This is a genomic window from Ideonella azotifigens (assembly GCF_006519715.1).
GTDB lineage: Bacteria > Pseudomonadota > Gammaproteobacteria > Burkholderiales > Burkholderiaceae_C > Ideonella > Ideonella azotifigens.
Genome location: NZ_VIDT01000589.1, coordinates 1 through 3458 on the forward strand (window position 1 = coordinate 1; position 3458 = coordinate 3458).

General features: G+C 68.4%; 2 protein-coding genes. Both read right to left on the reverse strand.

Going from position 1 to position 3458, the window contains the following annotated elements:
• A partial coding sequence (locus tag FKP22_RS24535) for an HzsA-related protein (protein ID WP_170201067.1) occupies positions 1 to 3069 on the reverse strand: 3069 nt, incomplete at its 3' end.
• Between the two features lie 81 nt (positions 3070 to 3150).
• On the reverse strand, positions 3151 to 3458 hold a 308-nt coding region (locus FKP22_RS24540), incomplete at its 5' end, for an FAD:protein FMN transferase (protein ID WP_211361564.1).

The window sequence follows — 3458 nt, forward strand, 5'->3', positions numbered from 1 at the left end:
AAGCGCGGCTTTCTGTGCGGGAGGCGGCTTCACGCCGGCCTTGTGCTTGCCGGCAGCCGCGGGGTTGCTGCAGCCGGCCGCGATCCAGGCCACCATCGTGTTGTAGGTGCTGCTGCCCACCGGGAGCACGGCCTGTGCCTGGCTGGCGGCGGCGGCCGGGTGAGGGAGGGTGGACGGCCGGGCGATCAGCGGGTTGGTGGCTGGCGAGCAGACGTCCGAGATCATCGACAGCGAGACGTTGAAGTCGCCTTCCTCGCTGCCGGTCAGCACGAACTTGTTCTCGTGGAAGTCCTTGGCCGCGCTGCTGCCGATGGCCATGTGGCAACCGTTGGCGCAGTTGGCCATCAGGATCGGATGGATGCTGGCCTCGAAGGCCTTCTCGTCCAGCGTGGCCACGGTGCGCACGCCGCTGGCATCGAAGGGGTCGTTGTAGTACTGGCCGCCCAGGTCCATCCATTCGGCGACCAGGCGCTTCTCGGCCGCGTTCAGCAGGGTGGCATGGTCCGGTGCCGGCGACGCGGGCGTGGGGTGGGCGGTCGAGGCGTCGCTGCTGGCCATCAGCTTCTGGCCGGAGAGGATTTCCATCAGCCGGCTCTTGCGTGCCAGGCCCAGCGCGTTGCCTTCGCTGGCGTCGTTCTGCACCAGCGCGGCCTGGCGCGTGACCATGGGCACGCCTTCTTCGAGGTGGGTCTGCGGCAGGCCGGTCTTCGGGTCCAGCACCGGGTCGCCGATCAGCAGTTCCTCGTACGAGACCAGGCGACCGCTGCCGGCCAGCGTGGCGCTCAGGTCCAGCTTGCTGGTCGTGCTGGTGGCGTTGTGGCAGCCGGCGCAGGTCATCGCGCCATCGGTGCCGCGGGTGCGGGTCCAGAGTGGCTGGATGTTGTCGACGTAGTTGATGATGCCGTTCGCGGGAGCTGCGGTGACCAGGTCGTCGGCGCTGCTGTCGTTGCCGGTGTAGCGCAGCGAAATGGCCGGGCGGGCGGTGATGCCGGGCTGGGTGGCGTCGGCCCAGATGTCGGCATACATCAGGTCGGACACCAGCTTCAGGGCCGCAGGGTCCAGCCGGGTGCGGGTGCCGGCCAGCGTTTCGCCGGATGTGCGGTAGGCGGTGAGTGCGCTGCGCAGCGCGGTGGGCACGGTGTTGACCACGGTGCCGGAATTCAGCGAGCCGCCGCGGCGTGGGCTGTGGCAGCCATCGCAGGTGCGGCGCTCGCCTGGGCGCACCTGGATCCAGTTGGTGTGGGTCTGGAAGGCCCGCCCTTGCGAGTCGATGACGGCCAGCGCCACCGGGGTGTCCGCCGGGATCGTGAGTTTGAACGAGCCATCCGGCTCGATGGGGGCATAGCCCAGGATCTGCTGCGGCTCGAAGTCGGTTTCGCCAATGGCCTGGCGCAGGCCCATGCTGCCAGAGGGTGGCGCCACTGCCCGCGTGGCGCGCACGAAGCGGGCCGGAGAGCAGTGATAAGCCGGGTCGGCCGGGTCCTTCATCTTGACCAGGTCGGCCACCTGCGAGCGGGTGTCCAGCGGGTCGGTGGGCGCGGTCTTGGGGATGGCGGCGCTGCAGTTCTCGCCGAGGTCGGTGGCGCCCAGCACCGCGTCGCCCATGCGGCCCAGGCCATCGGTGTCATAGACGCTGCGCACTTCCAGCAGGCCGAGGTCTTGCGAGGCCAGGTCGCTGTCCACCGGCGTCGGGTCGGTGGCATTCGGCTCGGTGCGGGCCTGCAGCGCAATCGGGTCGGTGTACATGAAGCCCGCGTCGGGCGAGGCCACGTTGAGCCAGGTCTGCTTGGCCGGGTCGAACATGTAGATCGCGTACGGCGGCGGCACGTCGTCCTGCAGCGTGTCGGCGGCCACGGCGTCCCGGCTGCGACCACCGTCGCTGAGGCGGGCGATCTCGTCGGCGGTCAGCGTGGCGCAGGAGACGACGTTGCCGTCGCGTGTCACCTCGCAGGGGCGGTAGGCGACCAGCAGGCGGTCGGTGCCGTCCCACAGCGGGTAGGGCGTGGTGACGCGGCCATAGTTGGACAGGCCACGGTCCATTTCCAGCAGCTGATCGGTGATCTGGGCCTGGCCACCTTGTGTGGGCACGCTGGGGTTGGCGGGGGTGTTCTGCTCGGAGTAATTGGCCACGTCAACCCGCATCAGCGCGCCGCCTTCGTGGGTGCGCGACAGCGGCATCAGGTCGGTCGACAACTGGCCGGCGTACGCGCCCTTGGGGTCCATGTCGCGCGGGTGCAGGAAGCTGTTGCCTTCGCTGTGCGCGCCGTACAGCACGAACAGGTCGGTGCCGTCCGGCTTCATGCGGAAGACCTTGAAATGGTTGCGCCCGCCCACGTGGTCCCAGTGCGAGAACATCACGTCGCCATTCGGCCGCACGACCGGGTTGCGGTCATGGCTCTGGTTGAAGGTCAGCTGCACGATGTTGTTGCCGTCCACATCCATGCTGTGGATGTTCAGCGTGCGCTCGCGCTCGTATTCGTCCAGCGCGTAGTAGCTGCGGCCCAGTGCCTGGCTGAGGTGGGATTTGGCCTGGCGGTTCGACGCAAAGACGAAGCCGCGGTTGCCCGGCAGGTAGGCCGGGTCGACGTCGTCGTCATCGGTCGAGCTGGTCAGCCGGCGGAAGGTGCCTGCGGTCAGCCCGCCGGTCGTCATGTCGTATTCCCAGATGTTCCAGCGGCCGGTGCAGGCCGGCTGGCCGTTGACCAGCGAGGTGTTGCTGGTCGGGCAGCGCAGCGAGAAGATGACCTTCTTGCCGTCGTACGAGACTTCGGGGTCGGAGGCGTCGCCCTTGCCCTGGGTGATCAGCGTGGTGAGGTTGTGCTCAGGCGCGCTGGGCGAGGACTTTTCCCGCAGCATCAGGTCCCCGCCCTCAGCGAAGCCGGTGCCGTCGGTGGGGTTCAGGCCCACGGTGTTGACGCGCTTGACGTAGACCAGCGGCACATCGCCGTTGACGGTCAGCGTCGAGTCGCCGCTGGTGCTGCCGCCACCGCCGCAGCCAGCGAGCACGCTGGCGATGAGCAGCGTGAAAGCCGCCCCGGCACGGGTGCGCAGGTCAACAACTGGATTCATGACGGGCTTTCGCATAGAGGGCGCGCGGAGGAAGTGACAAAGAACGTCAAGGCGAGGAAAAACCATGCTGACGATGCAGATTCAGTGCCCGGCTTGGCGCAATCCGCCGGAAAAGTGCAACTGGCCGTTTCCATCGACGATCACGGCGTCCACGCCGGGCAGCGTGTCGATCAGCTTCAGCCCGGCGGCGGCGCCCAGCACGAACACGGTCTTGGACAGCGCTTCGGTGGTCAGGCCGTCGTCGGCCAGGATGGTCACGCTGCGCACGCCTTCGGCTGAACGGCCGGTGCGCGGGTCCAGCAGGTGGTGGTGGCGGCGGCCGTCGCTGGCGATGAAGAAGCGCTCGTAGTCGCCGGAGGTCGAGATGGCCACGTCCTGCAGCGGCAGCA